This is a genomic window from Leclercia sp. UBA2479, from assembly GCF_002341985.1.
Lineage (GTDB): Bacteria > Pseudomonadota > Gammaproteobacteria > Enterobacterales > Enterobacteriaceae > Enterobacter > Enterobacter pneumoniae.
In genome coordinates, this window is sequence record NZ_DDPB01000008.1 from 252,393 (window position 1) to 267,124 (window position 14,732).

Below are 14,732 nucleotides of genomic sequence, written 5' to 3' on the forward strand. Positions count from 1 at the left end.
TGGCCGCCTCGCGCGGCCAGCATTCGGCCTGACGTGGCGCTATCGCCTGACGAGCTCCGCGTCGGAGATAAGTTGGGTGACCTGTGACAGGTGGCCAATTTTCACTTCGCTGGAACGTCGGAACTTACTTTTGTCGATCAACAGCAAGGACTGGCTGGCGCGGCTGAGTAGCTGGGTTTTAAAACGGGCGTTATCGGGCGAGGGATCCCACATAATGCCCTGCTCATCCACCCCCTCGCAGGAAAAGATAAACAGATCGATCTCCAGCGATTTCAACTGGGTGACCAGCATGGGGTTCACATAGCAGCGGTATTTACGCTCAAGGGTACCGCCGGAGCAAATTAGCGTAACGCGTTCGCGTCTGGCCATCTCCTGGCAAATCGGCAGGCTGTTGGTAAACACCGTCAGGGCGATATCGGGGAGCTGTTTTGCCAGATGAAAGCAGGTCGAACTGGCATCCAGCGCCAGTGTCATCCCTTCGCTTACCCAGTCCAGTGCGAGGCGAGCAATATCGGCTTTGTCGGCGTAATGGCTTTTCAGCCGCGCGCCAAAGGGCTCACCGCCGTCTTGCCTGTCCGGGTGGATCGCCCGTGCCCTCCCGTGATGGCGCACAATCTTCCCCTGCTCCTGCAGCGCTTTCAGATCCCGGCGTATCGTCTCTTTACTCACCGCCAGCGCGTCGGCCAGCGCGTCCGTCGTCAGCCAGTCGCACGTCGCCAGCCGCTGAATAATGGCCTGCTGACGGCTGTTTTTCATGTTCCGGTTTCCAGACGGGGGAGAGAGAGGGGCGTCTGCCCGAGGGCGACACCGTTTTTACCGGTATGTTTGATCTGATACATCGACCGATCGGCGCGCTTGAGGGCATTCACAAAGTCATCCTCCTCCTGCACCTCATCAATGCCTACCGACGCGCCCACCCGCGCCTGGCCATTGTCCAGTTCAAAGGGGGTGAGGGCGGCGTGCAGGCACTGCTGAGCAATGCGCGTCACCTGCAGGCTGGAGAGTGCAAGGGGGAGTAAAAGCACAAATTCGTCGCCACCGAGACGCCCGACGATGCTGTCTGGTGGGCAGATTTCCCGTAAACGCTGGCTAAGCTGGATCAGCAGTTCGTCACCGCTGCGGTGTCCGAAGGCGTCGTTAACGGCTTTGAAATCATCAAGATCAATAAAGGCCACGCACAGCGGACCGCGGGCTTTAAGCTGTGCAAAGTGTTGCAGCAGGGCATGACGGTTAGCCAGCCCGGTGAGCGGGTCGTGGTTAGCCAGCTGCGCCAGCTGCTCTTCGTACTGCTTCTCTTTGGTCATATCAATATGCGTGCCGGTCACCTTCAGCGGCGCGCCGTTTTCATCCCATTCGGTCACGCGGCCCCGGTCAAGCACCCAGGTGATGGTACCGTTTCTGTGCTGCATACGGTGCAGCGCTTCATAGAAGGGGGTCTTACCGTTCAGATGATCGTAAAACGCGTCCAGCACGTCTTGCTTGTCATCGGGATGGAGGTGTTCCCGCCAGACCTCAAACTGGGCGCTAAGCGCTTTCGGCTGATAGCCCAGCATCGAGCCCCATCGGCGGTTATAGATAATCAGCTTGCCGCTGGGAATATCCAGCTGCCAGAGACAGAGACCCGTCCCGTCCAGCGCAGCGCTCAGCTTACTGCGGGCGTCACGTGCTAGCCTGACGAGCCGGGCATTGTGCTTTTTGAGATTCTGGATCTGTTGTCTTAACGCCTGCTCTGACATGAAAAGGCTCATCGGTAAATAAGAATGATTCTTGCGCGATTCCCGGATGGTTGTAAACATGCCGTTGAAAAAAGAGAGGGATTTGCGTTAAGGCACGCCTGCCCGCTCTACCTCTAAAGGGGCCGGGACACGCGGCGCGCAATCGTTATATAATAAATTACATAACGAATGTGAGGCTACGATGAAACAGCGCTTTTGGCAGGTATTACCTTTTCTTTTTCTGGCCATTTCTCCGTTCTCTTCTCAGGCGTCGCGCCAGATTACCGACCAGATTGGCCGTCAGGTGACGATCCCGGATGAGGTGAATCGCGTAGTGGTACTGCAGCACCAGACGCTGAACTTGCTGGTGCAAATGAACGCCAGCGATAAAATCGTTGGGGTGATGGCGAACTGGAAGCAACAACTCGGCGATGGCTATGCCCGCCTTGCGCCCGAGCTGAACCAGAAACCCATGCTCGGCGATCTCACCCATGTGGATCCGGAAAAGCTGGTTGCGCTAAAACCGCAGGTGGTGTTTGTCACAAACTATGCGCCGCGGGAGATGATCGACAAGATCGCTAGCCTTGGGATCCCGGTAGTGGCGATTTCGCTACGCCACGATGCCCCCGGTGAACAAGACAAACTGAACCCCACCCAGGCCGATGAAGAGAAAGCCTACGATTTGGGGCTACGGGAAGGGATCACCCTGATTGGCGAGATCGTGAATAAGCCGGCAGAAGCGAAGGCGCTGATTGCGGCAACGGACGCGGGACGCAAAAAGGTGCGCGATCGCCTGCAGGCGATCCCGGCCGCAGAGCGCGTGCGTGCCTATATGGCGAACCCGGCGTTAACCACCTACGGCTCCGGAAAATATACCGGTTTAATGATGGCGCATGCGGGGGCGCTGAATGTGGCCGCCGCCACCATCAAGGGCTTTAAAACCGTGGCGATGGAGCAGGTTATCGCCTGGAACCCGCAGGTAATTTTCGTGCAGGATCGCTACCCCTCCGTGGTCAATGAGATTAAAACTTCTGCGCAATGGCAAACCATTGATGCGGTGAAAAATCAGCGCGTCTACCTGATGCCCGATTACGCGAAAGCCTGGGGTTACCCGATGCCGGAAGCGATGGGGCTGGGCGAGTTGTGGATGGCGAAAAAACTCTATCCCGGGAAGTTCAAAGACGTGGATATGCGCAAAGAGGCTAACGCCTGGTATCACCGTTTTTACCGCACTGACTACCAGGGCATCGATTAATGCGCGTTTTGGCGGCAGGCAGTTTGCGCGGGGTCTGGCCATCGTTACTGCGCCACTTCCCGGAGCCGGTAGAGACCGCGTTTGGCCCGGCGGGGCTGCTGCGGGCGCGTATTGCGGTGGGTGAAGCGTGCGACCTTTTCGCCTCGGCAAACCTTGCCCATCCCCGGGCGCTTAATCCGCTCGCCGTCATCCCCTTCGCCCGCAATTCACTCTGCCTGACCGTGCGCAGTGATGTGCTGCAGCAGGGGGATGACTGGCTATCGCTGCTGACCCGCGCCGATTTACGCCTCGCCACCTCGACGGCGGGGGAGGACCCTTGCGGAGATTATGCGCAGACGTTATTTGATCGCATGGGCGATAGCGGCGAGGGGGTAAGAGTCCGGGCGAGGGCGCTGGTCGGTGGGCGACACTCTGCGCCGATTCCTGCGGGCAAGCTGGCGGCGGAATGGATTATCCACAGCGGCCAGGCTGAGCTGTTTATCGGCTATGCCAGCTATGCCTCCAGGCTGCGCACGATCCCCGGCTTAACCGTGATTCCTCTCCCGGCGCCTTACAACCCCTGCGCGGAGTATGGCTGTGCGGTGATAACCCCTGCAGGGCAGCGGCTGGGCATGTTTTTACTGTCAGAGGTTGCGAAGGGGATCTTACGCGAAGCGGGATTTGAGGCATAGCCGGGCGGCGAACCACCCGGCCTGCGCTTATGCCTGGCGCTTATCTTCTGTGTTGGTGTCAAAATCGCTGGCGGCGTGGCGTTCATGCAGCTGTTCGTTCAGCTCGCCATAGGTACGGTTCACAATACGGCCCCGTTTGACGGCTGGGCGATTTGCAACCTCTTTCGCCCAGCGCTGCACATTTGTGTACTTCTCTGCATCCAGGAACTCGGCGGCGTTGTACACACTGCCCAGCGCCACGCAGCCAAACCATGGCCAGACGGCGATATCGGCAATCGTATACTCATCGCCTGCCACGTAGCGGCCGCGCGCCAGCTGTTTATCCAGCACGTCGAACAGACGTTTCGCTTCCATGGTAAAGCGATCGATCGCGTATTCGATCTTCACGGGGGCGTAGTTATAGAAATGGCCGAAACCGCCGCCGAGGAAGGGGGCAGCCCCCTGCAGCCAAAAAAGCCAGTTCAGCGTTTCGGTACGGCCTGCCGGGTCTTTCGGCAGAAAATGACCATACTTCTCGGCCAGATAGAGCAGGATATTGCCAGATTCAAACACCCGGGTCGGCGGGGTGGTGGAGTGGTCGCGCAGCGCCGGGATCTTGGAGTTAGGGTTCACTTCGACAAACCCGCTAGAGAACTGATCGCCCTCACCAATGCGAATCAGCCAGGCATCGTACTCGGCGTCGGTTACGCCCAGAGCCAGCAGCTCTTCGAGCAGAATGGTCACCTTCTGTCCGTTCGGCGTACCCAGCGAATAGAGCTGCAACGGATGCGCGCCGACGGGCAGCGCTTTTTCATGCGTTGCGCCGGAAATAGGGCGGTTGATATTGGCAAACGCGCCGCCGGTGTTCTGCTTCCACTCCCACACTTTCGGTGGCTGATAGTTGTTGTCTGACATGTTGACCTGCCTTTTGCATGATGTGTTGAGGCAGTTTAGCAGGAGATTCGTGAACCCTTTAACGTTGCGAGCGCATAAGGTTATGCGCTATTCCACATTGCGCTTATATATATCAAATTCGGTATAAGCTTAATCGAAAATCGCATTTTCATTGTTAATGCGAAAGGGCGTAAAGCTGCCTATGATGCTTGCACATATATAAAAACGTGCAGTAATAAACACTTTATCAGGCAAGGAGTTAGTGAGATGCGTAAGCTTCTGTTTTCGGCAGTTGTGGTTTCGCTCGCGTTAGGTCTGGCGGGTTGTGATGAGGCAAAAAATAAAGAGGCGGCCAACGCGCCTGCCGCCAACAATGACGCGCCTAAAGCGGGCGGTTCGTTAATTATCGGCATCACCTCCGGCGACCCACTGGCCGTGAATCCGCTCTATGCCAGCGACCGTACTACGTTAACTATCATGCAGGCGCTGTATGCACCGCTATATAGCTTCAACGAGGGGAAAATCGAATGGGGGCTGGCCGAAAGTCTGACGCCCGCCGCTGATAACCTGAGCTATACCCTGACCTTAAAACCCAATCTGAAGTGGCAGGATGGCCAGCCGCTGACCGCCGACGACGTGGTCTTCACCTTCAATAAACTGCTCGACCCCAGCCAGCATAGCTTCTTCCGCAGCATGTTCACCTACGGCGGCAAACCCGTGGTGGTGAGCAAGGTTGACGATCGCACCGTTAAGTTCACCCTACCGCAGGTGAGTGCGGCATTTACCGGCACGCTGGTACAAATTTATCCCATCCCGCAGCACGTATTCGCCGGTGAAAGCGATTTTGAAAAGAGCGCCAAAAACGATACGCCGGTCGGTTCCGGGCCGTTCAAATTTAAAGAGTATCGCGCCGGGCAGTACTATGCCCTGACGCGTTTCGACGATTACTGGAACGGCAAAGCGAAGCTCGATTCCGTCACCTACCGTTTTGCCAAAGACAGCAACTCTGCCAACCTTGCGCTGCAAAATGGCGAGATCAACATGAAGATGGTGGATCCGCAGGATGTGTCACGCCTGAAAAACACCGGCAAATTCGACTTTGTGGTCTATCCGGAAGGGCGTCTGGCCTATATGACGTTCAACCAGAACGTACCGGTCATGAAGAGCAAAGCGCTGCGGCAGGCTATCGCCTACGCCATCAACAAAGACGAGCTGACCCAGACCGCCTTCACCTCGCTGGATTATGCGAAACCCGCCGCCTCGTTCCTGACGCCGGATACCCTCTACCAGACCGCCGACGTAGAGCAGTACAAGTTCGATCAGCAAAAAGCCAAAGCGTTGCTGAAGGACTCAGGCGCGCCAGAAAACCTGAAGCTGCGTCTGGCCTACGTGAATACCAATAAAACCCAGGAGAGCCAGGCGCTGTACATCCAGCAGGCCCTGAAGGGAATTGGGGTGATCGTTGAGCTGATGCCGCTGGATTCCAACGCCATGTCGCAGCGCAGTCTGGACATGAACAACACCGCGTGGGATCTGAATCTGGGTGGCTACATCATGGGCGCAGAGCCGGACGGCTACAAATCCCTGTTTATGAGTAACGAGGCCTACAACTACGCGCACTATAAAAACCCGCAGTTCGATGCTCTGTGGGATAAAGGTGCTGTGGAAACCGATGCCAAAAAACGTGCGGAGATCTACAAGCAAATCCAGCAGACCGTGGCGAGCGACATGACCTATTACCCGATCGCCTATACCAATGCGATCGTTGCCGTGGATAAACGCTTCGGCGGCACAAAAGAGGCGGAGCCGAAGCCGGTTTATCTGTTCCAGGACTTATCAAAAATCTATCAGAAATAAGCGGTTGCCCCGGCCATTTCGCCGGGGCATTACGTCAAGGTAAGTCGTTTAAGGGCATGTCGTGAACACATTACTCACGCGTCGGTTGCTGCAACTGCTGCCGATGCTGTTCTTTATTTCGCTGGTGGCGTTTTTGCTGGTCAAACTCGCTCCTGGCGACCCGGTTGCCGCCTATATCACGCCGCGGATGGCGCCGGAAGATATCGAGCGCATCCGTCAAAGCCTGGGGCTGGATAAGCCGCTGGTCACCCAGTACCTGCTGTGGCTGAAAAACGTCGCGCAGGGCGACCTGGGTTACTCGCTTATCTATCACCGCCCGGTGCTGGAGATGATCGCCGAGCGCATTCCGGCCACCCTGGGATTGATGGGGGCGTCGCTGCTGCTGGCCATCGTGCTGGCCATTCCTCTCGGGCTGCTTGCCGGGGCGTTTAAACATCGCTGGCTGGATCATCTGCTGAATCTGTTTGCCTATATTGGCATCTCGGTGCCGATCTTCTGGTTCGGCATACTGCTGATCACCGTGTTTGCCGTACAACTCAACTGGTTTCCCAGCATGGGGATGCGCACCATCGGCATGGAAGATAACTGGCTGGATGTGGTTCGCCACGGCGTTCTGCCGTGCATTGCGCTCACCTTTTACAATCTCTCAAGCTATGTGCGCTACATTCGCTCCAATACCATCACGCAGCTCTCTGCCGACTACGTGCAGACCCAGCTCGCGTACGGCGCGACCCGTTCCGGCATTCTGTTCCGCCATGTGCTGAAAAACGTGCTGCTGCCGGTAATTACCCTGTTCGGCCTGTCGTTTGGGGAGCTGGTGGTCGGGGCCTACGTGACGGAAAGCGTCTTCTCCTGGCCGGGCATGGGGTTGCTGGGGATCCAGTCGATCACCTCGCTGGATTACCCGTTGATCATGGCGATCATCATGCTCTCTTCCATGATGTTGATCGTGGGCAACCTGATCGCCGATCTGCTGTATCGCTTCGCCGATCCCCGCATTCGAACTCTGAGGTAACCCGGATGAGCAGACGCTGGCAGCAAGTTCGTCACCAGCTGCGCCGCAACCGTCCGGCGCAGTTCTCGTTATTTGTCCTTTTTATCTTTGTTGTCGCCGCGCTCTGTGCGGGGCTGAGCCCGTTCGACCCGGATCAGATGGCGCTGAACGCCCGTACCCTGCCGCCGGACAGTACTCACTGGTTTGGTACCGATGAGTACGGGCGCGACTACTTTACACGCGCCCTCTACGGCGGGCAGATCTCGCTGATGGTGGGTTTTCTGGCGATGGTTTTCTCTACGCTGATTGGCACCCTCGTCGGCACGATCAGCGGCTATTTTGGCGGCTGGCTCGATAACCTGATGATGCGTATCGTCGATATTCTGATGGCGATCCCGGCCTTCTTCCTGCTGCTGGTGGTGAACGCTTACCTCAAGCCAGGCGTGGATAACATCATTTTTATCATCAGCCTGCTGACGTGGATGAACATGTCCCGGCTGGTACGTGCCGAAACGCTTTCGGTTAAAGAGCGCGAATATGTGCTTTATGCCCGTGCTTCCGGCGAACAGCCGCTACGGATCATCGTGCGCCATATCATTCCCGGCGTGCTGCCGACCATTATCGTGGCCGCCACGCTCAATATCGCTTCGGCGATCCTGATGGAGTCGACGCTGAGCTTCCTTGGGCTTGGCGTACAGGCACCGGCCGCCTCCTGGGGAAGTATGCTCAACAACGCCCAGTCGTACATTGGCGAAGCGTCGTGGCTGGCGATGTTCCCCGGCATTCTGATCCTGCTGACGGTGTTCAGCTTTAACGTATTAGGCGACGTATTTCGTACCGCCTTTGAGCCGGGAGCGAACCGCGATGAGTAACTTACTCGAACTCGATAATCTGCAAACTACCTTCCATACCCGACAGGGAGATGTCCATGCAGTTCGCGGCGTGAGCTTTCAGGTGCAGCCGGGGGAACTTATCGGCATTGTTGGCGAATCTGGCTGCGGCAAGAGCGTGACCTGTAAATCCATTATCCAGCTTCTGGGGAGTAACGGCCGCATCACTGGTGGCAGTATTCGGTTTCAGAATGCCGATCTGGCGCAAAAAACGCCGCAGCAGATGCGCGCCATTCGCGGCAATGAGATCGCCATGATTTTCCAGGATCCGATGACCGCCCTTAACCCGGTGCTCACCATCGGCAAGCAGATGTCTGAGATCCTGATGCGTAATAAAGGGCTGGCCAAAAAAGCGGCCAAAGCGGCGGCGCTGTCGATGCTGGAGCAGGTCGGCATTGCCGAGGCGGAACGGCGCTACAATCAGTATCCTCATGAGTTCAGCGGCGGCATGCGCCAGCGGGTGATGATAGCCATTGCGCTCTCCTGTAACCCAAAGCTGCTGATTGCCGACGAACCGACCACCGCTCTGGACGTGACGATTCAGGCGCAGATATTGCGTCTGCTGAAAAGCCTGCAACAACAAACCCAGACCGCCATCCTGCTCATTACCCACGATCTGGGCGTGGTGGCGCAAGTGTGTAGCCGCGTCGTGGTGATGTATGGCGGGCTGGTAATGGAGGAGGGGAGCGTTGAGGACATTTTTTACCGTCCGGCGCACCCCTATACCCAGGGGCTGTTGGCCTCATTGCCCCGTCCGGGCGAGGTGAATCAGCGATTATCGCCGATCGAAGGCACGCCACCTGGCTTGCTCAATCCGCCTCCCGGCTGCCCCTTTGCTGAGCGCTGTCCGAAGCGGATGCCGCAGTGTGATCGGCAGCCGGCGTTTTACCGGATGGACGAAGGCCACCGCGCCGCGTGCTGGCTATGGGCCGATAAGGAGGTTCAGGCATGAGCGAACAACGTACTCCGTTAGTCAGCGTGCGTGAGCTACGCAAACACTATCCTCTAAACAGCGGGCTACTGCGAAAGGGGGCGGCGGTGAAAGCGGTGGATGGCGTCAGTTTTGACATCATGCCCGGTGAAACCTTTGGCCTGGTGGGGGAGTCAGGCTGCGGCAAATCGACCCTCGGACGCGCCATTTTACGCTTGTTTGCCATCACCTCCGGCGAGATCCACTTTGCCGGGCAGAACATTGCCCAGGCCAGCGAGAAACAGCTGAAACCGCTGCGCAGAAGGATGCAGGCGATTTTTCAGGATCCCTACTCCTCGCTCAACCCCGGCATGACCGTGCAGCAGTTGGTTGCCGAGCCGATGCAGATCCACGGCTACAGTCGGGAGGAGCAGCGTGAACGTACCGAAACGCTGCTCTATAAAGTGGGGCTCAAACAGGAACATCTGCAACGTTTCCCCTATGAGTTCAGCGGTGGTCAGCGTCAGCGCATCAGCATTGCCCGCGCCTTGTCCGTGCGCCCGGAGTTTGTACTGTGCGATGAGCCGCTGTCGGCGCTGGATGTCTCGGTGCAGGCGCAGGTGGTGAATATCCTGCAGGATTTACAGCAGGAGCTGGGGCTCACCTATCTGTTTATCGCCCACGATCTGTCGATGGTGCGCCACATCTCCAGCCGCATTGGGGTGATGTATCTCGGTAAGCTGGTGGAAGTCGCACCCGCGAATGCGCTCTATCAACATCCGGCCCATCCCTACACGCGTGCTTTGCTGGCGGCGGTGCCCCAGCCCGATCCGCGCATCCGCAATCTTGATAACGCCACGTTGCGGGGCGAGATCCCAGGGCCGACCTCGGCGCTGCCAGGCTGTCGTTTTTGCAGCCGTTGCCCCCATGCGATGCCGGTGTGTCAGGCGCAGGAACCGGCGATGCAGGAGATCGCGCCGGGGCACTTTACCGCCTGTTGGTTATTTAAAACGTAACAGGAGCCACCCTCTTGCCCGGACGAGAGAGGGTGGCGCTTATCCGAGCAGTCGCTTCACCCATACCGCAACCTCGTCGCCGCTGCCCAAATCGGGCTGCACCAGACCATCGACCATAAAGGTTGGGGAGACATGGATCCCATTCTGACGTGCATATTTACAGTGCCACTTAATTTCCGTTTGCAGTTCCGGGCGCGCAAAGGCGTCGGCAAGCTGCACCCCGCTGTAACGCTCGATGCGCGCGATAATCTCCTCGGGCGTCGCCTGCATATTCGGCCCGCTACAGTGGTCGGTAAATTCAAACTCTTCCCGGCGATCGGCCACCGCCTGCATCACCTTGTGTGCCGCCGCTTTCCCCTCGGGCAGCGTCGACGCCGCCAGAATGCAGCGCACAATCACGCCGGAAAAGAGATGCCAGGGCTGCGACTGTAAACGGATTTTGACGGTGATCTTATCCTCGCCAGCCTGTTCCAGCAGCGCGTTTAACTTATTAAAGGCCTTGACCGAAAACGGGCAGGTCGGTTCCAGGAACACTTCAAAGATGCGTGGGCCGTGACCCCACTCCAGCGGCTGCGCCTGTACGCTCATATTGACTCCTGTGTTGTCTGTTTTTCGTTATTGCTGCGGCGAATAATTTGCCACGCGGGTGTATGATAAATCCACCTCTGTCAGGTTAATTACAACGTGCAGACGACGACAACCCCCTAAAAAATTGCCGCCTGCCTTTATTAGGTTGGAAACATGCGTAAAGGAACGTTAAGCAGTAATGCGCCATTCGGGACATTATTAGGCTATGCGCCGGGAGGCGTGGCGATCTACTCCTCGAATTACAGCTCCCTCGATCCGCGAAATTATCCGGAAGATGCCGATTTTCGCAGCTATACCGGCAATGAATATATGGGGCACAAGTGGCAGTGCGTTGAGTTTGCCCGCCGCTTCCTGTTCCTGAATTACGGCTTTGTCTTTACCGACGTGCGCATGGCGTGGGAGATCTTCTCTTTACGCTTTGTTCGTCAGGTGGTGAATGACGATATCCTGCCGCTGCAGGCCTTTGCTAACGGCTCTCAGCGCGCGCCGGAGGCGGGAGCTTTGCTTATCTGGCAAAAGGGCGGTGAGTTCCACGAAACCGGCCACGTGGCCGTCATCACGCAACGGCTGGGTGATAAGGTGCGCATTGCGGAGCAGAATGTTATTCACTCTCCGCTGCCGCTGGGACAGCAGTGGACGCGCGAACTCAGAATGAGCGTGGAGAACGGCTGCTACCGGCTCCATGACACCTTCAGCGACACCGAAATTCTGGGCTGGATGATCCAGACCAGCGACACCGAACACAGCCTTCCGCAGCCTGAAGTCAACGGCGAACTGCTGAATATTCGCGGCGCGCGGCTGAAAAACAACCGCCAGTTTGATGGCAAATGGCTCAATGAGAACGATGCGCTGCAGCAGGCCTACGTGCGTGCCAACGGCCATTTTATCAATCACGATCCCTGCCACTATTTCACCATCACCGAAAGCGCCGAGCAGGAGCTGATCAAAGCGACCAACGAGCTGCACCTGATGTATCTGCATGCCACCGACAAGGTGCTGAAAGATGACAACTTACTGGCGCTTTTCGACATTCCGAAAATTCTCTGGCCGCGCCTGCGTCTCTCCTGGCAGTGGCGTCGTCACCATATGATTACCGGCCGCATGGATTTCTGCATGGATGAGCGCGGCATCAAGGTGTATGAGTACAACGCCGACTCCGCTTCGTGCCACACCGAAGGTGGCCTGATCCTGGAAGAGTGGGTGAAAAACGGCTATCGCGGCGGCGGACATAACCCGGCGGAAGGGTTACTGGAAGAGCTGTCCGGCGCCTGGAAGCACAGCCAGGCCCGTCCCTTTGTGCACATCATGCAGGACAACGATGTGGAGGAGGATTACCACGCGCTCTTTATTCAACGTTCACTGCTTCAGGCCGGGTTTGAAACCAAAATCCTGCATGGGCTGGGGGCGTTAAGCTGGGATGCGGCAGGCCAATTAATTGATGATGAAGGGCGGCTGGTCAACTGCGTCTGGAAAACCTGGGCGTGGGAGACGGCCATCGAGCAGATCCGCGAAGTCAGTGAAACCGAGTACGCGGCGGTTCCTATTCGTACCGGCCATCCGCAAAACGAGGTGCGCTTAATCGATGTGTTGCTGCGCCCGGAAGTGTTGGTCTTTGAACCTTTATGGACGGTGATCCCCGGCAACAAAGCCATTTTGCCGGTGCTGTGGCAGCTCTTCCCTCACCATCGCTACCTGCTGGATACCGATTTTGAGGTCAACGCACTGCTTAGCCAGACCGGGTACGCCGTGAAGCCTATCGCCGGGCGCTGCGGCAGCAATATCGATCTCATCAGCCCGCAGGAGGAGCTACTGGATAAATCGAGCGGCAAGTTTGTCGATCGCAAAAATATTTACCAGCAGCTGTGGTGTTTGCCGAAGGTGGACGAGAAGTATATCCAGGTCTGTACCTTTACCGTCGGCGGCAATTACGGCGGTACCTGCCTGCGCGGTGATACTTCGCTGGTGATTAAGAAAGAGAGCGATATCGAACCGTTAATGGTGGAAAAAGATCGGTAACCCCGACCCATCCTGACGCTCTCTTCCCCTCCGCAAGCGACCCTTGCGGATTTTTTTTTATCGGCGAGCGAAACCTTCGGGTCTTAGCGTGCGAACTATGATTCATAAAGTACGTTTTTTCCTGATGGAGCTGACCATGAAACTGTTAAACACCTTCTCTGCTGCTGCGGTAGTGACCTTTTCCCTCTTCACCCTGAATGCCAACGCGGCGCTCGAGGTGGGGGATAACGCGCCCAATTTCAGCCTGAAAGGGGCGCTGGGGGGCAAGCCGCTCACCTTCTCGCTTCAACAGGCATTACAGAAAGGCCCGGTGGTGCTCTACTTCTTCCCGGCAGCCTTTACCAAAGGCTGCACCCTGGAGGCACATGCTTTCGCCGAAGCGAGCGATGATTTTAAAAAGCTGGGGGCGACCGTGGTTGGGGTCACCGCCGGGAATGTCGATCAGGTGGATGAGTTCTCGAAGCTGGAGTGCCGTGATAAATTTGCCGTGGCCGCCGATCCCGGCGCGAAAGTGGCGGGCGAGTACAAAACGCTGATGCAGATGAACGGTAAAACGGTCTCTGACCGCACCTCCTACGTCATCGCCCCTGACGGTAAAATTCTGATGAGCTATACCGACCGTAACCCTGACCAGCATATCCAGAAGTCCATGGATGCCGTGAAGCAATACGCGAACACACATTCATAATTAGTTTCGGGGCCCGCTATGTTAACCGCCATTCTGGCCGCCTTCGCCGGCGGCATTATCCTCAATTTTATGCCGTGCGTTTTTCCGGTGATTTCGCTGAAGGCGCTGGGGCTGTTGCGACATCAGGGAGACCGGGCCAGCGCCCGCACCGAAGGGCTCGGTTTTTTACTGGGCGTGATTTTTACCATGCTGGCACTGGCCGCCGTGTTGCTGGCGTTGCGCGCTGGCGGTACCGCCGTGGGTTGGGGCTTTCAGCTGCAATCTCCACTGGTCATTACCGCGCTGGCGCTGATTATCCTCGGCGCGGCGCTGAACCTGCTGGGGGTGTTTGAGGTGGGATTATCCCTGCAGCGGGCGGGGGAAATCTCAGGCGGGCGCGGGGCATTTACCCGTTCGGCGTTAACCGGCGCGTTGGCGATTGTGGTCGCTACGCCATGCTCAGCCCCCTTTATGGCGGGTGCGGTAGGGTATGCGCTGGTGCAGCCGCCAGCGGTTTCGCTGGTTATCTTCCTTTCGCTGGCGCTGGGGTTCGCCGCCCCCTTTACCCTTATTTCGCTCTTCCCGGCGATTGCCGCTCGCCTGCCCAGACCGGGCGCCTGGATGGATATCCTCAAGCGCGGGCTGGCGTTTCCGATGTTTGGCGCCTTTGCCTGGCTGGTGTGGGTATTAGCGCAACAGGCGGGAACCACCGCGCTGGCGGCAATGCTGGCCTGTGCCGTGGTGGTGAGCTTCACCGCGTGGCTGTATGGTATGGCCCAGCGCAGACGTTTCGCCGGCCGTTCGTATAAAGTGCTGCTGGCGGTGACGGTGGTGCTCTTCGTGGCGGCGATTACGCCCCTGCCGGGCATCATGCAGACGCAGTCCGTTACGGCAGAACCGGCCGTTGCGAGCCAGGTCGCGCCGGTGAAGTGGTCGCCGCAAACGGTGGCAGAGATGCGCGGCCACGGCAAAGCTATCTTTGTTAACTTTACCGCCTCGTGGTGCATCACCTGTCAGGTGAACGATCGCACCTCGCTCTCTACCGCGGCGGTGAAGCAGGCGCTGTCGCGCACTGGCACTATTTATATGGTGGCGGACTCCACCAAATTTAACGCCGATATCGACGATGCCATGACGGCCTTCGGGCAGGGCGGGCTGCCGCTGTACGTGGTCTATCCGGCCGACGGTAGCGAACCTAAGGTGCTACCGCAGGTGCTGACCCCATCGATTGTGGTGAACGCCCTCGATCGGGCGGCCGGTAAAAAAGCGTGAGGTAATTC

The 14,732-nt window shown here is 57.6% G+C and carries 14 protein-coding genes; 10 read left to right on the forward strand and 4 right to left on the reverse strand.

Annotation, left to right across the window (positions count from 1 at the left end):
• Window positions 1–39: 39 nt before the first annotated feature.
• Both fucR and B3B59_RS09505 read right to left on the reverse strand, forming a co-directional pair.
• Window positions 40–756, reverse strand: a complete 717-nt coding sequence (gene fucR / locus B3B59_RS09500) for an L-fucose operon activator (RefSeq protein WP_040074026.1) — start codon at window positions 754–756, stop codon at window positions 40–42.
• Window positions 753–1,736: a sensor domain-containing diguanylate cyclase gene (locus B3B59_RS09505; RefSeq protein WP_286808813.1), complete on the reverse strand. Its 984-nt coding sequence runs from the start codon at window positions 1,734–1,736 to the stop codon at window positions 753–755. Before B3B59_RS09505 ends, fucR begins: the two co-directional genes overlap by 4 nt.
• 181 nt (window positions 1,737–1,917) lie before the next feature.
• Here B3B59_RS09505 and B3B59_RS09510 point away from each other — a divergent pair, with 181 nt between their 5' ends.
• Complete coding sequence (locus tag B3B59_RS09510; protein ID WP_286808815.1) at window positions 1,918–2,970, forward strand: ABC transporter substrate-binding protein; 1,053 nt, start codon at window positions 1,918–1,920, stop codon at window positions 2,968–2,970.
• Window positions 2,970–3,641 (forward strand): substrate-binding domain-containing protein, encoded by a 672-nt coding sequence (locus B3B59_RS09515; RefSeq protein ID WP_286808816.1) that lies wholly within the window; start codon window positions 2,970–2,972, stop codon window positions 3,639–3,641. Before B3B59_RS09510 ends, B3B59_RS09515 begins: the two co-directional genes overlap by 1 nt.
• A 27-nt stretch (window positions 3,642–3,668) precedes the next feature.
• Here the strand turns inward: B3B59_RS09515 and yghU are convergent, their stop codons facing one another.
• On the reverse strand, window positions 3,669–4,535 hold the full coding sequence (yghU, locus tag B3B59_RS09520) for a glutathione-dependent disulfide-bond oxidoreductase (RefSeq protein ID WP_046886016.1): 867 nt from the start codon (window positions 4,533–4,535) through the stop codon (window positions 3,669–3,671).
• Window positions 4,536–4,781: 246 nt separating this feature from the next.
• Between yghU and B3B59_RS09525 the strand changes: the two genes are divergently transcribed.
• The 5 genes from B3B59_RS09525 to B3B59_RS09545 all read left to right on the forward strand — a co-directional run bounded on the left by B3B59_RS09525 (window position 4,782) and on the right by B3B59_RS09545 (window position 10,181).
• Window positions 4,782–6,371: an ABC transporter substrate-binding protein gene (locus B3B59_RS09525; RefSeq protein ID WP_046886017.1), complete on the forward strand. Its 1,590-nt coding sequence runs from the start codon at window positions 4,782–4,784 to the stop codon at window positions 6,369–6,371.
• A gap of 61 nt (window positions 6,372–6,432) precedes the next feature.
• Window positions 6,433–7,386 (forward strand): ABC transporter permease, encoded by a 954-nt coding sequence (locus tag B3B59_RS09530; protein ID WP_207292399.1) that lies wholly within the window; start codon window positions 6,433–6,435, stop codon window positions 7,384–7,386.
• Between the two features lie 5 nt (window positions 7,387–7,391).
• Window positions 7,392–8,237, forward strand: a complete 846-nt coding sequence (locus B3B59_RS09535; RefSeq protein ID WP_040074033.1) for an ABC transporter permease — start codon at window positions 7,392–7,394, stop codon at window positions 8,235–8,237.
• The gene (locus tag B3B59_RS09540; protein ID WP_286808818.1) at window positions 8,230–9,207 is read left to right on the forward strand and encodes an ABC transporter ATP-binding protein; all 978 of its coding nucleotides are present in this window, start codon (window positions 8,230–8,232) and stop codon (window positions 9,205–9,207) included. Before B3B59_RS09535 ends, B3B59_RS09540 begins: the two co-directional genes overlap by 8 nt.
• Window positions 9,204–10,181, forward strand: a complete 978-nt coding sequence (locus B3B59_RS09545) for an ABC transporter ATP-binding protein (RefSeq protein WP_212476580.1) — start codon at window positions 9,204–9,206, stop codon at window positions 10,179–10,181. Before B3B59_RS09540 ends, B3B59_RS09545 begins: the two co-directional genes overlap by 4 nt.
• Before the next feature lie 39 nt (window positions 10,182–10,220).
• Here B3B59_RS09545 and B3B59_RS09550 read toward each other — a convergent pair whose 3' ends face one another.
• The gene (locus tag B3B59_RS09550) at window positions 10,221–10,769 is read right to left on the reverse strand and encodes a DsbA family protein (protein WP_040074036.1); all 549 of its coding nucleotides are present in this window, start codon (window positions 10,767–10,769) and stop codon (window positions 10,221–10,223) included.
• Window positions 10,770–10,922: 153 nt separating this feature from the next.
• On the opposite strand from B3B59_RS09550, the gene gss reads away from it, so the two are divergent.
• From gss to B3B59_RS09565, 3 genes are all read left to right on the forward strand, one after another.
• The gene (gss, locus tag B3B59_RS09555; protein ID WP_286808821.1) at window positions 10,923–12,785 is read left to right on the forward strand and encodes a bifunctional glutathionylspermidine amidase/synthase; all 1,863 of its coding nucleotides are present in this window, start codon (window positions 10,923–10,925) and stop codon (window positions 12,783–12,785) included.
• A gap of 136 nt (window positions 12,786–12,921) precedes the next feature.
• On the forward strand, window positions 12,922–13,473 hold the full coding sequence (locus B3B59_RS09560) for a peroxiredoxin (protein ID WP_286808823.1): 552 nt from the start codon (window positions 12,922–12,924) through the stop codon (window positions 13,471–13,473).
• Window positions 13,474–13,491: 18 nt separating this feature from the next.
• The gene (locus tag B3B59_RS09565; protein ID WP_046886022.1) at window positions 13,492–14,724 is read left to right on the forward strand and encodes a protein-disulfide reductase DsbD family protein; all 1,233 of its coding nucleotides are present in this window, start codon (window positions 13,492–13,494) and stop codon (window positions 14,722–14,724) included.
• The last annotated feature ends 8 nt before the right edge of the window (window positions 14,725–14,732 follow it).